General features: G+C 66.3%; 16 protein-coding genes. 11 read left to right on the plus strand and 5 right to left on the minus strand.

Features of this window, described 5'->3' with window-relative positions:
- Positions 1 to 119: 119 nt before the first annotated feature.
- Both NO876_RS00355 and NO876_RS00360 read left to right on the plus strand, forming a co-directional pair.
- The gene (locus tag NO876_RS00355; protein ID WP_256419693.1) at positions 120 to 1175 is read left to right on the plus strand and encodes an inorganic phosphate transporter; all 1056 of its coding nucleotides are present in this window, start codon (positions 120 to 122) and stop codon (positions 1173 to 1175) included.
- A 93-nt stretch (positions 1176 to 1268) separates the two neighbouring features.
- The gene (locus tag NO876_RS00360) at positions 1269 to 1865 is read left to right on the plus strand and encodes a hypothetical protein (RefSeq protein ID WP_256419694.1); all 597 of its coding nucleotides are present in this window, start codon (positions 1269 to 1271) and stop codon (positions 1863 to 1865) included.
- A gap of 279 nt (positions 1866 to 2144) precedes the next feature.
- On the opposite strand, the gene NO876_RS00365 is transcribed toward NO876_RS00360, so the two are convergent.
- Positions 2145 to 3230: a CNNM domain-containing protein gene (locus NO876_RS00365; protein ID WP_256419695.1), complete on the minus strand. Its 1086-nt coding sequence runs from the start codon at positions 3228 to 3230 to the stop codon at positions 2145 to 2147.
- A 134-nt stretch (positions 3231 to 3364) separates the two neighbouring features.
- On the opposite strand from NO876_RS00365, the gene NO876_RS00370 reads away from it, so the two are divergent.
- From NO876_RS00370 to NO876_RS00380, 3 genes are all read left to right on the plus strand, one after another.
- Complete coding sequence (locus tag NO876_RS00370; RefSeq protein WP_256419696.1) at positions 3365 to 3688, plus strand: DUF5783 family protein; 324 nt, start codon at positions 3365 to 3367, stop codon at positions 3686 to 3688.
- Positions 3689 to 3778: 90 nt separating this feature from the next.
- Positions 3779 to 4138, plus strand: coding sequence for a NifU family protein (locus NO876_RS00375; RefSeq protein WP_256419697.1), 360 nt, complete (start codon positions 3779 to 3781; stop codon positions 4136 to 4138).
- A 72-nt stretch (positions 4139 to 4210) separates the two neighbouring features.
- Positions 4211 to 5758, plus strand: a complete 1548-nt coding sequence (locus tag NO876_RS00380) for a sulfatase (RefSeq protein WP_256419698.1) — start codon at positions 4211 to 4213, stop codon at positions 5756 to 5758.
- A 348-nt stretch (positions 5759 to 6106) separates the two neighbouring features.
- Here NO876_RS00380 and NO876_RS00385 read toward each other — a convergent pair whose 3' ends face one another.
- The 4 genes from NO876_RS00385 to NO876_RS00400 form a co-directional block, all read right to left on the minus strand.
- Positions 6107 to 6313: a cold-shock protein gene (locus tag NO876_RS00385; protein ID WP_008418277.1), complete on the minus strand. Its 207-nt coding sequence runs from the start codon at positions 6311 to 6313 to the stop codon at positions 6107 to 6109.
- 272 nt (positions 6314 to 6585) lie between these two features.
- Complete coding sequence (locus tag NO876_RS00390; protein ID WP_256419699.1) at positions 6586 to 10266, minus strand: DNA polymerase II large subunit; 3681 nt, start codon at positions 10264 to 10266, stop codon at positions 6586 to 6588.
- Positions 10267 to 10268: 2 nt separating this feature from the next.
- Positions 10269 to 10688, minus strand: a complete 420-nt coding sequence (locus NO876_RS00395) for a PPC domain-containing DNA-binding protein (RefSeq protein ID WP_256419700.1) — start codon at positions 10686 to 10688, stop codon at positions 10269 to 10271.
- Between the two features lie 100 nt (positions 10689 to 10788).
- Positions 10789 to 10956 (minus strand): DUF7556 family protein, encoded by a 168-nt coding sequence (locus NO876_RS00400; protein ID WP_256419701.1) that lies wholly within the window; start codon positions 10954 to 10956, stop codon positions 10789 to 10791.
- A gap of 248 nt (positions 10957 to 11204) precedes the next feature.
- Between NO876_RS00400 and NO876_RS00405 the strand changes: the two genes are divergently transcribed.
- The 6 genes from NO876_RS00405 (at position 11205) to NO876_RS00430 (ending at position 17536) form a co-directional block, all read left to right on the plus strand.
- Positions 11205 to 12380 (plus strand): alpha-hydroxy-acid oxidizing protein, encoded by a 1176-nt coding sequence (locus NO876_RS00405; protein WP_256419702.1) that lies wholly within the window; start codon positions 11205 to 11207, stop codon positions 12378 to 12380.
- Between the two features lie 67 nt (positions 12381 to 12447).
- Positions 12448 to 13293: a CBS domain-containing protein gene (locus NO876_RS00410; RefSeq protein ID WP_256419703.1), complete on the plus strand. Its 846-nt coding sequence runs from the start codon at positions 12448 to 12450 to the stop codon at positions 13291 to 13293.
- Positions 13293 to 15092, plus strand: a complete 1800-nt coding sequence (gene glyS, locus NO876_RS00415; RefSeq protein WP_256419704.1) for a glycine--tRNA ligase — start codon at positions 13293 to 13295, stop codon at positions 15090 to 15092. Before NO876_RS00410 ends, glyS begins: the two co-directional genes overlap by 1 nt.
- Before the next feature lie 3 nt (positions 15093 to 15095).
- Positions 15096 to 15749: a dolichol kinase gene (locus NO876_RS00420; RefSeq protein WP_256419705.1), complete on the plus strand. Its 654-nt coding sequence runs from the start codon at positions 15096 to 15098 to the stop codon at positions 15747 to 15749.
- Between the two features lie 102 nt (positions 15750 to 15851).
- Positions 15852 to 16337 (plus strand): cation:proton antiporter regulatory subunit, encoded by a 486-nt coding sequence (locus tag NO876_RS00425; protein ID WP_256419706.1) that lies wholly within the window; start codon positions 15852 to 15854, stop codon positions 16335 to 16337.
- Complete coding sequence (locus tag NO876_RS00430) at positions 16337 to 17536, plus strand: cation:proton antiporter (protein ID WP_256419707.1); 1200 nt, start codon at positions 16337 to 16339, stop codon at positions 17534 to 17536. The genes NO876_RS00425 and NO876_RS00430 overlap by 1 nt, the downstream gene beginning before the upstream one ends.
- Positions 17537 to 17841: the final 305 nt, after the last annotated feature.

Consider the following 17841-nt stretch of genomic DNA (forward strand, 5'->3'; position numbering starts at 1 on the left):
GCGACAGACGTCACCTCGTTCCTCCTCGGTTCTCGTCGCGAGTGATTGCCGACGGGTCGCGAACCGACCGCAGAACGAACGAAAGGACTCTTTGAGTCGAACGTGTTCATCCTGAGACGATGGCGGGTTCAGTCTTGTTCGTCCTCGGCGTCGCGGTCGCGGTCTTCGTCGGCGTCAACATCGGGGGGTCGTCGACGGGCGTCGCGTTCGGCCCGGCGACCGGTAGCGGCGTCCTCTCGATGCGTCTGGCGTCGGGGCTGATGGCCGTCTTCGTCCTGCTCGGCGGCGTCACGATCGGGACGAACGTCGTCGAGACGCTCGGGGGCGGGTTCATCCCGCCCGAGTACTTCACGCCCGGCGCGTCGATCGGCGTCCTGCTCTTCATCGGCGTCGGCATCCTGCTCGGAAACGTCCTCAAGGTCTCGACGAGCACCAGTCAGGCGGCCGTCGCCGCGGTCGTCGGGATGGGCGCCGCCCTCGGGGTGCTCAACTGGCGGACGGTCGGAATCGTGGTGCTGTGGTGGCTCCTCTCGACGATCCTGGCGTTCTGGCTCTGTGCGTTCATCGGTCGGTACCTCTACGACGCTTTCGTCGACGCGCTCGATCTCGAGTCCCGCGACACGCGGCTCGCAGAACTCGGGGTGATCGCCATCGCCTGTTACATGGCTTTCTCCGCCGGCGCGTCGAACGTCGGCAACGCCGTCGCGCCGCTGGTGGGGTCGGGACAGATCGGGATGCTCTCGGGCGTCGCGCTCGGCGGTCTGGCGATCGGTGTGGGCGCGTTCGCCCTCGGCCCGCGAACGATGGAGACCGTCGGCGAGGACATCACCGACCTCTCGCTCGAAGCGTCGCTGATCGCCGAGACCATCGCGGCCTCGATTCTCACGGGGTTGAGCTGGGCCGGTATCCCGGCCAGCCTCGCGGTCGTCCTCACGTCCTGTGTGATCGGCCTCGGATGGGGACGGGCGAGCCGTCGTGTGCCGCTGCAGGCGGTCGTCCGCCCGGAGGGGCTCACGGACGGGGAACAGTCCACCTGGGGGAGCGATCAGCTCAACCTGTTCGATCCGACGACGACGAAGCGCATCGTCGCGACGTGGATCGCGACGCCGACGCTCGCTGGTGTGATCGCGTTTGTCGCCTTCGATGTCGCACAGCGACTCCATCTCATCGCCTGATGAGGGCTGTCGGAACAGCCACCTGCCGTCTCGATTCCCGTGACTCCGCCGATAGCCGCACAGCTTTTAGACGCGAACGGCGAACGTCCAACGATGTCACTGAGCACGCTGAGCACCCGGTTTCAGGGCCGCCAGACGCAGTTCCACATCGAACTGCTCTACGGAGCCCTCTTCGTCGTCGGCTTCGGGTATCTCGTCTTCCGCGTCGACGCGCGCGTCGCCGCGTTCGAGGGCGGACTCGTCGTCGGCTACCTGCTCCGGATCTGGGAGAAGATGTCGATCTACGAGCGACTCATCGAGGAGGCCGTCTCCCGGGAGGCCGAAACGCAGGTCGAGGCGGAAGTGCAGGAACAGGTCGGTGAGCAGGTCGGCAAAGAGGTCGAAGAGACGGTCGATGAACGGGTCGAGGAGACAGTCGACGAACGAGTCGAGGAGACAGTCGACGAACGAGTCGAGGAGACAGTCGACGAACGAGTCGAAGATCGGGTCGGTGAAGAGGTCGAGGAGAAAGTCGACGAACGCGTCGAAGCGCAGATGGGCGAACAGGTCGGCAAACAGGTAGACGAGCGGGTCGAAGAGAAAGTCGGAGAACAGGTCGAGGAACGCGTCGCCGAAAAGGTCGAGGAACGGGTTGAAGAGGTCGAAGAACGTGTCGACGAGGTCGAGGAACGCGTCGGCGACGACGAGTGAACCGATCTGCCGATGCTACTTCCCGGGTCGTGTTTATCGAGGCCACTTCTCGGAATCGGCCGTATCCGGCGTGAGTTTATACCCGAACGGGCGGCCAGGGCCCCCCGTGACGGAGGACTCGTCCCGCGCCGTTCCACGGTTGTTCGGCACGTCGGCGCGGGCGCGATCGGCCGAGCGCCGGCCGCAGTGTGCCGACTGTTCGCCCCGACCCCGCGGAGGGGTCTTCACGTTCCGATCCACCAAGACGCCGGTTTCCGACGGAACTGCGTCGTCTCTCGCTTACTCGGATTCGACAGACGAGTCGGTTCTCTCGTCGGCCGCGACGTCGAGCGGGTCGTCTAGCTCGCCCATCACGGCCTCGAAGGCGTCCGTCGCGGTCAGCAGTCCGACGACGTCGCCGCCGTCTAAGACGAGCGCGAGCTCCTGTCGTTCGACCTGGAACTGATCGACCGCCTCGCTGATCAGCGTCTCCGCCGACAGCGTCATCGGCGGCGCGGCGATCGATTCCAGCGTCGTCTCTCCGTCCCGGAGCGCGTCCACGTTCGCGACGACCGCGGGCACGTAGACGATCCCGCGGAAGTCCTCGGGACCCTCCCCGACGAGCGGGAGGCGGGTGTGGGGGTTCGACCCGATCCGATCCAGGTTCTCCTCGATGTCGTCCTCGGTCGAGAGGAACACGACCTCCTCGACCGGCGTCATCACCTCGCGGATCGAGTGCTCGCCGACCTTGAGCGCGTTGAGGACCTCCTCGCGTCGTTCCTCCGGGAGGTCGCCGCGGTCGAGCACCGAGCCGAGTTCGTGTCTGAGGTCCGCCCGCGACTCGATCGCGTCGGTTTCGGCCTCCAGCCACGCGCCCGTCATCTCGACGCCGAACAGTTTGAGCGTCAACTTCGCGACGCCGTCGCCGATCGCGATGACCGGCGAGATGAGCTTCGCGAACCAGTACAGCGGCGTCGCACCGTAGCGGACGACGAACTTCGAGCGTTCGACGCCGAGGTACGTGGGCGTCTGTTCGCCGTGGGTGAGGTGCAGGAGGTTGATGATCAGAAAGGCCAGCACGCCGCCCGCGCCGACCGACGCCAGGAACGTCGATCGGAAATACGGCTCGAAGAGGGCAGCGAGCGCCGGCTCCGCGACGATCCCGACGGCGATACTCGAGGCCGTGATCCCGACCTGACAGCTCGTCAGATAGATCTCCAGGTCGTTGGTCATCTCCCACCCCCGGCGGAGCCCCGGTTCGTCGAACTCGGCCTCTGTGAACTGTCGAACCCGCGTGAGCGCGAACTCGATCGCCACGAAGAAGCCGTTCATAAGGATCAACGCGAGGCCGGCGGCCAATCGGATACCGATCTCGAGACCGTTCATATCCGAACGTCACCAACGACGTGACAAATACGTGGTGAAACGGCGGGACGACTGCTTCGATTTTGTCGTACGCGCGTGCCCGCCGACACGTCCGGACGAAAACCGGTTTGTACCGCCGCCGATCAATTACGCGTATGACCGACTTCGACCCCGAGAAGTTCGAGGACAAGTACGCGAACTACTTCCCAGAGCTTCAGCGCGCGTACAAGAACGCCTTCGAGACGATGAACGACGAGTACGACTCCGAACTGATCCACGCGATCGACCAGCAGATCCTCAACGAGTCCGAACCGTTCTACGAGGACGGCGAGTTCAGAATCGAACTCCCGGAGGATCCGAAAGAGCGGCTGACCGCCGTCGTCGTCGACGAGGAGAAACTCGCGGGCGTCCTCGAGGCGTACCTCGAAGAGCTCCGCCGACAGCACCGTCGCGTCTTCGGGCTAGACCGTTCCGAGTGAGCGGTCGCATCGGACTCTCTCGGTCGAACCTGACGAATCGAGCCACGGGTGAACCAAAGGCCTAAGCCCGTCGCCGCCGAAGCGAGGGGTATGAGCACGGACGCTGCAAGCGGCGACGACGACCTGAAAGAGCGCGTCACGAACTTCCTGCGCCGGAACTTCCCCCAAATTCAGATGCACGGCGGCTCGGCCGCCATCCAGAACCTCGACCGCGAGAGCGGCGAGGTCACGATTATGCTCGGCGGCGCGTGTTCGGGCTGTGGCATCTCGCCGATGACCATCCAGGCGATCAAGAGCCGGATGGTCAAGGAGATCCCCGAAATCGAGATGGTCCACGCCGAGACCGGGATGGGCGGTGGCGGTCACGAAGAGAGTATGTCGCCGTCGTTCCCCGGCGAGAGCTCCGGCGAGGAGGCCGACAGCGACGAAGGTCCGCAGGCTCCGTTCTAACGTCGCTCCCGCTCGTTTTTTCCGCGCCCCAGGACCGGTGACTCTTTGACCTCCTCGCCGTGAGACGTGAGTATGATCACCGAATCACCCGAGAACGTTCTCTTCGTGGTGATGGATACGGTCCGCAAGGACCGACTCACCCCGTACGGGTACGACCGCCCGACGACGCCGAATCTCTCGGCGTTCGCGGAGGAGGCGACCGTCTTCGAGCAGGCGGTCGCCCCCGCCCCGTGGACGCTCCCGGTTCACGCCTCGCTCTTCACGGGAATGTACCCCTCGCGGCACGGCGCGGACCAGGAGAACCCCTACCTCGAGGGGGCGACGACGCTCGCGGAGACGCTCTCGACCGCGGGCTACGATACCGCCTGCTACTCCTCGAACGCGTGGATCACGCCGTATACGCATCTGACTGACGGATTCGACGACCAGGACAACTTCTTCGAGGTGATGCCCGGGGAGTTCCTCTCGGGACCGCTCGCCCGCGCGTGGAAGACGATGAACGACAACGAGGCGCTCCGGACCGTCGCGGACAAACTCGTCAGTCTGGGCAACACCGCTCACGAGTACTTCGCCGGCGGGGGTAGCGCGGACTCGAAGACGCCCGCCGTGATCGACCGGACGAAGTCGTTCATCCGGGATGCCGACCGCTCGTTCGCGTTCATCAACCTGATGGACGCACACCTCCCGTATCACCCGCCCGAGGAGTTCGCCGAGGAGTTCGCGCCCGGCGTCGATTCGACCGAGGTGTGCCAGAACTCCAAGGAGTACAACTCGGGAGCCCGCGACATCGACGACGACGAGTGGGAGGACATCCGCGGGCTCTACGACGCCGAGATCGCCCACATCGACGATCAACTCGGTCGGCTCTTCGACTGGCTGAAGGCGGAGGGACGGTGGGACGACACGATGGTCGTCGTCTGCGCCGACCACGGTGAACTCCACGGGGAGCACGACCTCTACGGCCACGAGTTCTGTCTGTACGACCCGCTCGTGAACGTCCCCCTGATGGTGAAACACCCCGCGCTCGACGCCGACCGCCGGACGGACCAGGTCGAACTGCTCGATCTGTATCACACCGTTCTCGACACGCTCGACGTCGAGGGTGGGACGCCGGCCTCCCCGGGAGAGGACGCCGTCGGTCTCGACCGCACGCGCTCGCTCGTCTCCGACTCTTACCGCGCGTTCGACGGCCTCGCTGACGCCGAACGCGACCCCGGTCAGCGGGGCGACGGCGAGTACGCCTTCGTCGAGTACTCCCGGCCCGTCGTCGAACTGAATCAACTGGAGGAGAAGGCCGCAGACGCCGGCATCACGCTCCCGAACGACTCGCGGTTCTACTCGCGGATGCGCGCCGCGCGCCGGACCGACGCGAAGTACGTCCGCATCGACCGGATCGACGACGAGGCGTATCGACTCGACGAGGACGCCGGGGAGACGGAGAACGTCGCCGGCGGCGACGACCCGCTGATCGAGTCGACCGACCGGATGCTCTCCGAGTTCGAGTCCGCGGTCGGCGGCGCGTGGACCGACGCGCTCGACGACGACGTCTCCGACGACGCGGTCGACGAGATGGACGACGACGCCCAGGAACGGCTCCGCGACCTCGGCTATCTGGAGTAGCGGTCGGCGTCCGAGCATCGAGTCGAAACGGCGCGCAGCGCGGCAGTAGGTACTTGATACCCGAGTCGTAAGCTCGTGTTACGATGTCCGGTAGCGGCGACGAAGACGACGAGAGCGAGATCAACGAGCGGCTCGATCGTCTCGTGAACTTCCTCGCGACGTACCTTCCGTGAGGTCCCGAATCGAGGAAGGATATCTCTTGACAGACGCAGTTGCAGTTGCGGGTCACACGTCCATTCGCTTGGATCTCACACTACAGCGTGTACAGATAGCGTCAGCTCGGGCGTGTAACCGTTTGAAAAATCGAGATTGGTGTCTGTCGCTGTGAGCGACAGGTGTGTCTCGGTATTACTGCCGGACGACGTTCGCCGCGCGAGGCCCCTTGGGCGAGGACTCGATGTCGAACTCGACCTCAGTACCTTCCGTGAGGTCTTCGCCGCCGACATCCTCCATGTGGAAGAACACGTCTTCGTCGTCGTCGAGGTCGCCGTCGTCAGTCGAAATGAAACCGTAGCCGCCTGTGTCGTTGAAGAAATCAACCTTACCGTTTGCCATTACAAACAGACAGAGGGCCGAGTGAGGGATAACCCTTCCGAGGGTCGAGGTACCACGACCCCTCACACGACGTTCGCACAGTCTACTGCCCCCTGATTCGTCTCACAGATACGTGAAATCGACACTTCCGAGTGATTCTCAACTCTCGATCTCCAAGTTGTTCTCCCGCGAGCGAGGCCGGAGGCCGAGCGAGCGGCCTTTTTTGGTGCAGATTTTTTGCGGGGGTTCGAGGCCGCGCGCAGCGCGGCCGAGGACCCCCGAGAAAAAAGGTGCTACATGAAGTCCGCAAACCCGGACTGCTTGTTCTTGTCGTTCTCGAACACGGACTCTAAGCTCTTTTCGAGCACTTCCAGCCGCTGTTTGGTGTACTCTCGACAGCCGAACTCCTCGGCGACGTGGATCGCGGTGTCCATGTACTTGTTCACCGACCCTTGGTGGACCGTCAGATTCACCCGACCGCCGCACTCGCGGCAGTCGCCCGTGAGCGGCATTCGCCGGTACTTCTCGCCGCAGTCGAGACACCGCGTCTCCTGTCGCGAAAATGCGCGCAGATTCCCGATCAGGTCGGGCAGGAAGTGGTACTCGATGACGCGTTCTGCGACGTCGGTCTCGTCGACGGCGCGGAGCTTTCGCGACAGCGCCAGTTGCGCGTCCATCTTGTCCATCATCGACCCGAGCGTCTTATAGGCAGAAAGGTCGGGGCCGAGCGCGATGTCGGTGGTGTCGTGGGTGTGGTCGAAGCCGCGGTACTCCTCGTCGGTGCCGAGGGTGTCCTCGCCCAACTGGATCAGGTCCTCGACGGTCTCGGGGTCGTCGAGTTCGAGCGTGGCCTCGTAGAACTCCCGTGGATACTGCCGGACGATGTCCATGTTGTGCGCCTCGTCGTCGATCTCGCTCGGGTCGATGCGGGAGGACATCACCAGTGGCGCGTCCATCTGGCCGCCGCGTTTGTCGGGGAGGTACTGTTTCGAGAAGTTCAGGAGGCCGTCCATAAGGAGCATAACACAGTCTTCATCGCCGTCGCAGTTCCGCCGCTTCGCGGCGTGGAAGTACGGGTGCGCGTAGCCGACGGCGGCGGAGGTGAAGCCGACGACGCGGCCGACGACGGCGGCGGAGGTGTGCGGGGCCATCCCGAAGACGAGTTCGCCGACGAGGTCCTCGCGCTCCTCGACCTCGTAGAACGGCGGGAGCCCGTAGTACTGCTCTAAGAGGTCGTCGACGAAGTCCGCGGTCTTGAGCATGTGCTCGGCTGCGCCGTCCGAGAGGACGATGTCCTGGACTTTCAGTTCGACCAGCTGGTCGTCGAACTTCAGGGGCTCGCCGTCGATGTCGGTCTCGTAGCCCAACTCCCGGAAGTCCGCGGCGGTCACGTCGAGTTCCGAGGGGCGGACGGACGTGACGGGGAGGTCCGTCATGTCGTATCGGACCGTCCCGTCCTTGAACGACGTGACGCCGTTCTTCGCCCGGAGGACCCCCTTCTCCATCGGTTCGGGCGTCTTGTCCGCGGAAGTCAGTCCCTTGACGCCCTTCAGGATCTCGTAGGCGGACTCGCGCTCGCCCACCGCTTCGAGCGCGCGGCGGTACTCCTCGCCGATATCGATCGAGAACCAGTCGGGGCTCGTGACGTCGCGGTCGCAGCGGTCGCAGTGCACGCGCCCCGCCTCGTCGGGCTCGATCACCTGGTTGCACTCCTCGCACTCGTAGTACGGTTCGGTGTGCGTGCCGCAGTCGGGGCACGTCGTCCGGTAGGTGTGGGCGTCGCAGTCGGGGCAGACGCGGTCGCCCACGCGGACGTCGACGACGCCCCGGCGACCCTGCTCGTCTCTGCCGCGGGCGGCCTCGCCGACGTCCCGCTGGCTCCCGCCGGCCTCGCCGATGGGAAAGAGCGTGTGGACCGCCGGCGAGAGGTCTCGGGACTCGGACTTCTCGGGCCGGCCCATCCGGTTGCCGATCCGGGTCGGCGCGCGCTCGCGGACCTCGAACGGCGCGACCTCGTTAACTGCCTTGATCGCACTGTCGCCGGCGTCCCACTCGCGGGCGGCCGGCGAGAGGTCCGCCGGGTCCCACGTGCGACCGATCGACCCGCCCTCACCGATCTCGAATCCCAGCGATCGAACCGGCAGTCGCCACTCGGGGATTCGGATCGTCTCCTCGCGCTGAGTGTGCTCGACGAGCAGGTTTTCGAGCGTCTCGGCGACGGTTTCGGCGTTGACGAGTTCGAGGACGTAGTGGCCGTCGGCCGCCGCTCCGTCGCTCGTTTCGGCTCGTTCGGCTGAGCCGTCCGTACCGGCGAGGCCCCCGTCGGCCTCCGCGCCGACGACCCGCCCGTTCGCGACGGCGTCGGCCAGTTCTTCGAACTGCGCGACGGAGACGTCGTGCCAGAGGTAGGTGTAGTCGGGATGCAGCGGACAGTCGTAGTCGGTCGCCCACTCTTCGGCCTCCGCCGGCGTCGGGTGTTCGAGGTCGACAGCGGGGTCGTCCCCGAGCGCTTGCACGGGTGCGCCGGCGGCCTCGAAGTCCTGGACCCACCACTCGTAGACGTAGGAGGCGGGCGCGAGCGGGTGGTTGTTCTCGACGAACTCCCCGAAGTTCACGAGGTACTCGCCGAGGTCGAGGATCTTCTCGACGCCGTTTCTGACTTCGAGCGCCTCCTCGGGGTCGTCGATCCGCCGGACGTCGCCGTTCGCGAGGCGGACCGTCGGTCCCTCGATGGAGTCGACGGGGATGACGCCCGCGGCCTTCCCGGGCCGTTCTGTCTTGATCTGCGTCCCGGTCGCGAGGAAGTCGTCGACGAGGTGCATCGTCGCCGGGTGGACGCCGGCGGTCGCGAAGCCGTGGTTTCGCGCGCGGCCGTATCGAAGTCTGAACCCGCCCTCGGCGCTCGGGTGCCCGAAGACCGGTCGGCCGGCGATGAGGTCTCGAAGGAACTTCGTCGACGGATCGAGTCGGGGCGGCCCGGTTCGTCCGTCGAGGGCGTCGTCTTCGTCGTCTCCACTCTCCATTTCCTCTGTGCCGTCGCCGTGTTCTTCGTCCCCGCCCGACTCGCTGGCGTCCGCTGCTTCGGTGTCCGCGTCGGCGGCGTCCGCGTCCGCCTCTGCGTCCGCTTCGTCCTTCCCGATCGTCCCGTCGATGAGGTCCTGGAGCCACGGCCAGTCGACCTCGTCGAGGCCGCGGGTGTAGCGCTGGATCTTCGGGGCCTTCAGCGCGATGCCCTCCGCGAGGACGAGACACATCCCGCCGCGGGCGGAGTTGGTGTCGACGCGTTCGAGGTCGCGGAAGCCCGAGACCTCCTCGTCGCCGGTGGCCTCGCCGTCGAGCATGATCGGCATGTGCTCGGCGATGAACTTCGTCTCCTTGTCCTTCGGCGAGTACTGCAGTCCCGTCTCCTTGTCGTAGAGGGAGATCTCCTCGGCGTACCGCTCGGTCTCGATCGTGCGCGCGTTGTACTCCTCGATGCCGAGCAGCGAGCGGGCGTAGTCGGCCACGAGGACCGAGAGGGCCTGGGCGGTCCCGCCCGCCGAGCGGATCGGCCCCGCGTAGTAGACGTTCACGAACTCCGATCCGTCGTCGTTCTCCAAGATCTCCACGCGGTCGATGCCCTCGATGGGCGCGGCGACGACGCCCTCGGTGAGGAGCGCGACCGCCGTCCGCACCGCGCCCTCGACCTTCCCCGCGCGGCCCTCGTAGTCGCCGACGGTTCCCTCGACGAAGTCAGTCACGAGCTCCAGGGCGGCCTCCTCGCGGGACATCTCGCCTTCGAGCTCGCGGACGCGCGCTGCGACGCCGGAGATCCCGAGGATGTTCTCCACCCTGTCGGCCATGTCCTTCGCGACGGGAATCTCGACCTCGGGTTCGGGGTCGTAGCCCATCCCCTTCGCGCGCTCGGCGCGGTCGAACGCCTCGTCGAGTCGGGATTCGATCCGCTCGAAGTACCGCTCGTCCTCGGCGCGCACGGTTACAGCCAGAGATCCAGGTCGGTGGTCTCGTCGTGCTCGCGGACGAGCGCGTCGTCGAACGCGCGGAGGTACACCTCGCCGGCGAAGACGGTCGCGGCGTTGAGATGGCCCGCGAGCGCCTGCCCGCTCGGCCGCGAGAGCACGGCGTGCGTGTGCGCGAAGCGCTCCCCGTCGAGGTCGGAGACGTTACCGACGCAGGCGGCCACCTCCAAGGGTTCGTCGAAGGTCACCGACTGGTACTCCTTCGTCTCCTGGTCGTAGAACCACACCTCGGCGTCCTGGACGGCTCCCATCGCCTGAAACCACGCGGCGTCGATGTCTTCGAGGTCGGCGAACTCCTCGATTTCGGTGCGCCAGTCCGCCCCCGTTTCGAGTCGAAGCAGGAACTCCCGACTCGCGTCGACCTCGCGATAGTGCATACCCGTCCCCTCGGGAGAGGCGGACAAAAATCCTGCCGGTCGTGGCTCCGTGACTGACGGTCGGTGAAAAATACGGAAAAACCGCTCGGTAGGCGGAACCCTATGCCCAGTCTCGAAGCGACGGCGCTTCGGACAGTCGCATCGAAAGCCACGCGTCGTCGCGGGAAATGTCCGCGATAACGAACTCCGATTGGGCGGGAGTGGAGTCCACCGAGGCCATCACCTCGGCGCGCGACGCGTCGGACACAGCCGTCGCATTCGGCGTCATGTTTGTGAGTGTGTCTCATTCATACATAAACCCGTCGGATCGGTGCCGTGAGTTACTTCACGATTATGTATATTATGGAGTCCAAAATAGCACGTTAGTGTATAAGTAACGGCTAACAGAAAACGTATGATCGGTCTCTACCGCCAATCCGTGGCAAGGTATAACATCCCAATTACAGGCAGTCGGGGGTGGAGAACGTCTCCGAGCCAACGGGCAAGTCATATACCAATTGACAACACACCACAGGTATGAGCGACGAACTCCCGAGGCAGCCGGGACCGCGACGGATGACCCAGGTGTTCACGGACGGGATGGCGGGGGAGAAACCCGACGTTCCGATGGCGTTCGAGGACCTGGAGGCGGCCGCGCTCGACGCGCTCTCGGCGGAGGCGTACGACTACGTCGCCGGCGGTGCGGGCAGCGAGTCGACGGTCGATCGGAATCGAGCGGCTTTCCAAGAGTACCGGTTGCTCCCGCGACTGCTCCGGGACGTCGGCGAGCGAGATCTCTCGACGACGGTCTGCGGGACCGAACTGGCTCACCCCGTGATGCTCGCGCCGGTGGGCGTCCAGTCGATCATTCACGAGGAGGGCGAGCGCGCGACCGCTCGCGCCGCCAGCGGACTGGATCTGGGAATGGTCTCCAGTTCCGCGGCCTCGACGACCTTAGAGGAGATCAGCGCGGAACTCGGCGACGCCCCCGGATGGTTTCAGCTCTACTGGGGTTCGGATCACGACCTCGCCAGGAGTTTCGTCGACCGCGCGACCGAGGCGGGATACGAGGCGCTCGTCGTGACGCTCGACACGCCGATGCTCGCCTGGCGCGAACGAGATATGCAGCGGGCGTACCTCCCCTTCCTCGACCGCGACGGCGTCGCGAACTACTTCTCGGACTCGACGTTCCAGTCACGGGTCGACGGCGATGTCGAGGAGCACAAGCGGGCCGCCGTCGAGGAATTTCTCGACGTGTTCAGCGATCCGACGCTCACCTGGGAGGACTTCGCGTGGCTCTGTGAGTACAGCGACCTCCCGGTCGTTCCGAAGGGGATTCTCCACCCCGAGGACGCCGAGCGGGCCGTCGAGGCGGGCGCAGCGGGAGTCGTCGTCTCGAACCACGGCGGCCGCCAGGTCGACGGTGCGGTGGCGGCGCTGGAGCAACTGCCGGACGTCGTCGACGCCGTCGGCGACGACGCGGACGTGCTGTTCGACAGCGGGATCCGCCGGGGTGCGGACGCGCTGAAGGCGCTCGCGCTCGGAGCGGACGCGGTGCTGCTCGGCCGGCCGTACGTGTACGGGCTGGCGCTCGACGGCGCGGACGGCGTTCGAGAGGTGTGCGAGAACTTCCTCGCCGACTTCGATCTGGGGCTGGGACTCGTGGGCTGTGACGACGTCGACGACCTCGACGAGTCGATGATCGCGACATAGAATCCGCCCTGGGAGCCGTCCGAGAACCTTCAAAGAGTACAAGAGGTGTGACGCAGTACAACGCCCCATGAACGTTGCCGACGCGATGACTCCCCGCGAGGACGTGGTCACTGTCGAACTCCCGGGGACCCGCGACGACGTGTTGGAGTACCTCCAGGAGCGCGGCTTCTCCTCGGTACCGGTCGTGAAGAACTCCGCCGACGGCGAGGAGTACCGCGGGCTCGTCTCCCGCGAGGAACTGATCGAACGCCCCGACGAGGACCAACTCGCCGTACTGATGCGTGAGGTCCCCACGGTCACCGCCGACACGAGCGTCGAGGAGGCGGCGCACCTGATGCTCGAGACCGGCTCCCGGCGCGTCCCGGTCGTCGATGGGCGATTGGAGGGCATCGTCACCGTCACGGACGTCGTCCGTGCGATCGCCCGCGGGGAGGTCGACGTCGACGCCACCGCCGGAGACGTCGCGACCGCGGACGTGAACACGACCTACGCGGGGACGCCGCTGCCCGTCGCCGAGCGCGAGATCTACTACGCGAACGTCCCCTACACGGTGTGTCTCGACGACGGCGGTCGGATGAGCGGTATCCTCACGGAAGTCGACATCATCGAGGTCGCCCGCGTCGTCGAGGGCGAGGACGACACGGGCGACTCCGTCGCCGGCCAAGACGACGAGTGGATGTGGGAGGGAATCAAGGCCATCGGAAAGCGCTACGTCCCGACCCGGAACGTCGAGATCCCCTCCGAACCGGCCTCGAAGTTCATGTCCGACGGCCTCGTGACGGTCTCGAAGCGCAAGTCGATCGTCGAGGTCGCCCAGGCGATGATCACCGAGGACATCGAGCAGATTCCGCTCGTCACCGGCGACGAACTGATCGGCATCGTTCGCGACGTCGACCTCCTGGAGGCGCTGTAATGAGCGAGGAGCGAACGGAGGGCGAGCGACTCGCCGAACTGGCCAAGCGCCGCGGCTACTTCTTCGGCGCGAGCGGCGCGTACGGCGGTGCCGCCGGCTTCTACACGTTCGGCCCCCAGGGCGCGGCGCTGAAGTCGAACGTCGAGGACGCCTGGCGCGATCGCTTCACGGTCCAGGAGGGCAACTTCGAGATCGAAGCGCCGACGATTATGCCCGAACCGGTCTTCGAGGCGTCGGGGCACCTCGACGGCTTCGACGACATGCTCGTCGAGTGCCCCGACTGCGGGGAGTCCCACCGCGCGGACCACCTCGTCGAGGACAACACCGACGTCGAGGACGCCGAGTCGCTCCCCATCGAGGAGGTCGAAGCGCTCATCGCCGACAACGATCTCCGGTGTCCGAACTGCGGCGGATCGCTCGCGGGCGAGGAAATCGAGGACTTCAACCTGATGTTCGAGACGAACATCGGGCCGGGATCGTCGACGCCGGGGTATCTCCGCCCGGAGACCGCGCAGGGCATCTTCGTGGAGTTCCCGCGCATCAAGGAGTACGCGCGGAACAGCCTCCCGTTCGGCGCGACGCAGATCGGTCGCGCCTACCGCAACGAGATCTCGCCCAGAAAGAGCATCGTCCGCACGCGGGAGTTCACCCAGGCCGAGTTAGAGCAGTTCGTCGACCCCGAGCGCGACGAACCGGACCTCGAATCTGTCGCGGACGTCGAGGTGACGCTGTACCCCGCGACCGAGCAGGGGAGCGAGGACGGCGAGTACGTCGAGACGACGGTCGGCGAGGCGGTCGAGGAGGGAATCGTCGGCGACGCGTGGATCGGCTACTTCCTCGGGATCGCCCAGGAGTGGTACGAGCGCGTCGGCGTCGATATGGACCGCTTCCGCTTCCGACAGCACCTCGCGGGCGAGCGCGCCCACTACGCCGCGGACTGCTGGGACGCGGAAAGCGAGGTCGACGGCGACTGGATCGAGATCGCCGGCTTCGCTTACCGAGGGGACTACGACCTCTCGAAGCACGGCGAGCACAGCGACGACGACTTCACGATCTTCCGGCAGTTCGACGAGCCGAAAACGGTCGAAAAGGCGGTCGTCGACCCGGACATGAGCGTTCTCGGACCCGAGTTCGGCGGGGCCGCCGCGGACGTGAAGTCGGCGCTCGAAGAACTGGCCGAGCGCGACCCCTCGGCGTTCGACGACGAGACGGTCTCGGTCACGGTCGGCGGCGAGGCCAAGACCGTCGATAGCGACGTGGCGAACTATCGGGTCGAAGAACAGACGGTCTCCGGCGAGCACATCACGCCACACGTGATCGAACCGTCGTTCGGGGTCGATCGGACGGTGTACACGCTCCTCGCGCACGCGTACAACGAAGACGAGGTGGACGGCGAGACGCGGTCGTATCTCTCGCTGTCGCCGACGGTCGCGTCGACGGACGTCGGCGTCTTCCCGCTGGTCTCGAACGTCGGGGAACTCACGGCGCGCGCCGAGGCGCTCGTCGAGGACCTGCGCGAATCGGGCTTCAGCGTCGTCTACGACGACTCCGGAAGCATCGGTCGTCGGTACCGCCGGCAGGACGAGGTCGGCACGCCCTTCTGCGTCACCGTCGACCGCGACGGCTTGGAGGGTGACGGCCCCGACAGTGTCACTATCCGCGAGCGCGACACCGCCCGGCAGGTCCGCGTCCCGATCGACGCCCTGGTCGAAGAGTTACGGGCCGTCGCGGGCGACGAGACTTCCTTCGACGACCTGGTCGAGGAGTACGACCTCGTCGCGCCGGGCGCGGACGCGTAGACAGTGTCCTCTTCCCAGCCGTCGAACGGCGTGCTCTCGGGGGTGTCCCGGAGCGAGCTCAAGCGGCGGCTGGTCCACGTCAGCGGGACCGGCCTCCCGCTGCTGTACGTCCTCGGATTCGTGACGTGGACGCAACTCGGCTACGTGATGCTCCTCGCGTCGGCGATCGCGGCCGGCCTGGAGTTCGTTCGACTCGTCGTCGGCCTCGACTGGTCGATCTACGACGACCTCACGCGCTCCTACGAGCAGTCGAACGTGGCGGGCTACGCCCTGTTCGTGTTCAGCATCACCGCGGTCGTCCTCGCGTTCGCGCCCCACATCGCGGTTCCCGCCGCGCTGATGCTGACGATCGGCGACCCGATCTCGGGCGTGCTCGGGACGACTCGCGAGGCCGGCGAGCCGAAGCGACTGCGGACGCTCGGCGCGATGTTCACCGTCTGTCTCGTCGTCTCGGTCCCGTTTCTCCTGCCCGTCGCGGGCATCGCGATCGGTCTCGCGGCGTCGGTCGCGGCGGCCCTCGGCGCGACGCTCGCCGACGGCTTCAAACCCGTCATCGCGGGCTACGTCGTCGACGACAACCTCTCGATTCCGCCGGCGGCGTCGGTCGCCGCGGGGGTCGTGCTCGCGGCCACCGGGGCCGCGCCGGTGTTCGGGTGAGGGCGTTCGAGTGAGAGATCCCGTTCCCGGCCGGGGTCGCCCGCAACGCTCGCCGGCCGAGCCACACGACGATTTTTGTACGATCACGACGAAGCACGGGCCGTGACGGTCTACGAGAGCGATCTCCCGGGCGTCGGCAAGAAACACGAGATCGACCTGCCGGACGGGTCACAGCTCGTCGTCGTGACCCACAACGAGGGGCGCAGGGAGGTCTTCCTGCGGGCAGATTCCGACAGCGACTCCGAAAAGCTGTTCGAGTTGCCCGACCGCCTGGCCCGACAGGTCGGGACGATCTTGGAGGGCGCGTACTTCCAGCCAGTCAAGTCCCAGGACATCGAGACGCTGCTGGGTGGCGACACGCTCTTGGAGTGGGTCGACGTCGGAGACGACTCCCCGATCGCCGGACGGAGCCTCGGTGAGTCCGACCTGCGTGCAGAGACCGGCGCGTCCGTCGTCGCGATCGAACGGGGCGAAGAGGTGATCCCCTCGCCGGGCGGGGAGACGACGATCCAGGAGGGTGACCGGCTCGTCGTCGTCGGCACGCGAGCCGACTGCGACGCGTTCAAATCGCGCGTGGACGGGGCATAATGGCGGCCGGGCTGCTCGAACTCGGGCAGGTCTTCGCGGTGCTCGCGCTCGCCGGAGCCGTGGCGCTGCGGGTCGGACTCTCGGTGATCCCGCTGTACGTCGTCAGCGGGATGCTCGCGGGCCCGTTCGTCGCCGGGCGGACGGGCGCTCCGTACGTCCCGGACGGGGAGCTACTCACCGTGCTCGCGGAGGTCGGAATCGTGCTCCTCCTCTTCTTTCTGGGACTCGAGTTCAGCCTCGATCGCCTGCTGGCGGCGCGCTCGCGGATCACCCGCGCGGGCGTCGTCGACGTCGCGATCAACCTGCCGCTCGGCATCGCGATCGGCCTCGCGCTCGGCTGGTCGGTCGTCGAGGCGCTGCTGCTGGGCGGAATCGTCTACATCTCGTCGTCGGCGATCATCACGAAGACGCTGATCGATCTCGGGTGGATCGCCAACGACGAGGCCGAGCCGATCCTCGGGACGCTCGTCTTCGAGGACCTCTTCATCGCCGTCTATCTGGCGGTCGTCACCTCGCTCGTCCTCGGCGGGGCCGACGCCGGGCTGAACGGCCTCGGGCGATCGCTGGCGGTCGCCTTCGGCTTCTTGGGGGCGCTGTTTCTCGCCGTTCAGTACGGGACCGAGTTCTTTTCACGCGTCCTCGACGTCTCCGACACGGAGTCGTTCGTCCTCCGGATCCTGGGCGTCGTCGTTCCGATCGCGGGCGCCGCACTGACACTGGGTGTGAGCGAGGCCGTCGCGGCGTTCTTCGTCGGGATGGGCTTTTCGACCAGCGGACACCGCGAACGGATCGAACGGCTGTTGACGCCCGTCCGGGACGTCTTCGCCGCCGTGTTCTTCTTCTGGATCGGCGTCGGGACCGACCCGCGGCTGCTCGTCGGCGTCGCCGTCCCGCTCGTGGCCGCCGTGGCTCTGACCACCCCCGCGAAACTGATTTCGGGCTATCTGGGCGGACGCGTCTACGACCTCTCGGAGGGTCGGTCGCTCCGCGTCGGTCTCGGGCTGGTGCCGCGGGGAGAGTTCTCGCTCGTCATCGCCGCGCTCGCGGCCGGCGGATCGACGACGGTGATGCAGGACGTCATCCCCGCGCTCGCGGTCGGGTACGTCCTCGTGATGAGTGTGCTCGGTACGGTGTTGATGCAGCGCTCGGACGCCGTCGAGGGTCTGATCGACCGGGTGCGCCCGGGCGCACCGACGTGATCGAATCTCGAAAGCGTTTTGTGCGCCGACTCAGTTCTACACACCCAATGACGCGGCTCTCTCCGACACGCGTCCGCGCCCCCCAGAGAGCCGCGACTTCGGCCGTCTCGGCCCGTACGACCACGTTCTCCGCCGAGACGACCGTCGCCGCGCGCCGACCGCGACGACGGGCCGCTTAGGCCCACCACTACCTCACTTTCACGTTGCATCGAATCAACCCACAAGCGATTAGCGTCTCTATAGGCATCTCTGCGCTTTAATTTCTAAAATTTAAACCGTGTAATTTATACGGGAGAGCGTCCGAT

It is taken from the genome of Halobellus rarus, assembly GCF_024494595.1.
Classification (GTDB): Archaea; Halobacteriota; Halobacteria; order Halobacteriales; family Haloferacaceae; genus Haloquadratum; species Haloquadratum rarum.

What these genes read in the sequence shown, in the direction of transcription:
- NO876_RS00410 (WP_256419703.1), top strand. Translation starts at nt 12,448, where the DNA reads ATGAACGTTGCCGACGCGATGACTCCCCGCGAGGACGTGGTCACTGTC.
- NO876_RS00405 (WP_256419702.1), top strand. Translation starts at nt 11,205, where the DNA reads ATGAGCGACGAACTCCCGAGGCAGCCGGGACCGCGACGGATGACCCAG.
- NO876_RS00355 (WP_256419693.1), top strand. Translation starts at nt 120, where the DNA reads ATGGCGGGTTCAGTCTTGTTCGTCCTCGGCGTCGCGGTCGCGGTCTTC.
- NO876_RS00395 (WP_256419700.1), bottom strand. Translation starts at nt 10,688, where the DNA reads ATGCACTATCGCGAGGTCGACGCGAGTCGGGAGTTCCTGCTTCGACTC.
- NO876_RS00370 (WP_256419696.1), top strand. Translation starts at nt 3,365, where the DNA reads ATGACCGACTTCGACCCCGAGAAGTTCGAGGACAAGTACGCGAACTAC.
- NO876_RS00430 (WP_256419707.1), top strand. Translation starts at nt 16,337, where the DNA reads ATGGCGGCCGGGCTGCTCGAACTCGGGCAGGTCTTCGCGGTGCTCGCG.
- NO876_RS00360 (WP_256419694.1), top strand. Translation starts at nt 1,269, where the DNA reads ATGTCACTGAGCACGCTGAGCACCCGGTTTCAGGGCCGCCAGACGCAG.
- NO876_RS00385 (WP_008418277.1), bottom strand. Translation starts at nt 6,313, where the DNA reads ATGGCAAACGGTAAGGTTGATTTCTTCAACGACACAGGCGGCTACGGT.
- NO876_RS00375 (WP_256419697.1), top strand. Translation starts at nt 3,779, where the DNA reads ATGAGCACGGACGCTGCAAGCGGCGACGACGACCTGAAAGAGCGCGTC.
- NO876_RS00380 (WP_256419698.1), top strand. Translation starts at nt 4,211, where the DNA reads ATGATCACCGAATCACCCGAGAACGTTCTCTTCGTGGTGATGGATACG.
- glyS (WP_256419704.1), top strand. Translation starts at nt 13,293, where the DNA reads ATGAGCGAGGAGCGAACGGAGGGCGAGCGACTCGCCGAACTGGCCAAG.
- NO876_RS00365 (WP_256419695.1), bottom strand. Translation starts at nt 3,230, where the DNA reads ATGAACGGTCTCGAGATCGGTATCCGATTGGCCGCCGGCCTCGCGTTG.
- NO876_RS00400 (WP_256419701.1), bottom strand. Translation starts at nt 10,956, where the DNA reads ATGACGCCGAATGCGACGGCTGTGTCCGACGCGTCGCGCGCCGAGGTG.